Origin of the sequence: Halomonas sp. SIMBA_159 (genome assembly GCF_046536035.1) — a bacterium.
GTDB classification, from domain to species: domain Bacteria; phylum Pseudomonadota; class Gammaproteobacteria; order Pseudomonadales; family Halomonadaceae; genus Vreelandella; species Vreelandella venusta_A.
This window is the reverse complement of the sequence record NZ_JAWJBT010001564.1, coordinates 1-238: the sequence shown is the minus strand read 5'-3', so window position 1 is coordinate 238 and position 238 is coordinate 1. Positions and strand designations below refer to the sequence as shown.

Genomic DNA, 238 nt, shown 5'->3' with positions numbered 1-238 from the left:
CTCGACCGGCGCGGCCAAGGCGGTCGGCAAGGTGCTGCCCGAACTCGCCGGCAAGCTCGACGGCGTGGCCATGCGCGTGCCGACGCCGAATGTCAGCCTGGTCGACTTCAAGTTCACGGCCAAGCGCGCCACCGACGCGGAGGAGATCAACGCCGCCATCAAGAAGGCGGCCGATTCCAACCGCCTCAAGGGCATCCTCGGCTGGTACGACGAGCCGCTGGTCTCCTCCGACTTCAAC

The 238-nt window shown here is 67.6% G+C and carries 1 pseudogene; it reads left to right on the top strand.

Annotated features, from left to right (window positions below):
• Nucleotides 1-238: pseudogene (locus R0J87_RS24495) on the top strand (erythrose-4-phosphate dehydrogenase); the annotation flags it as partial.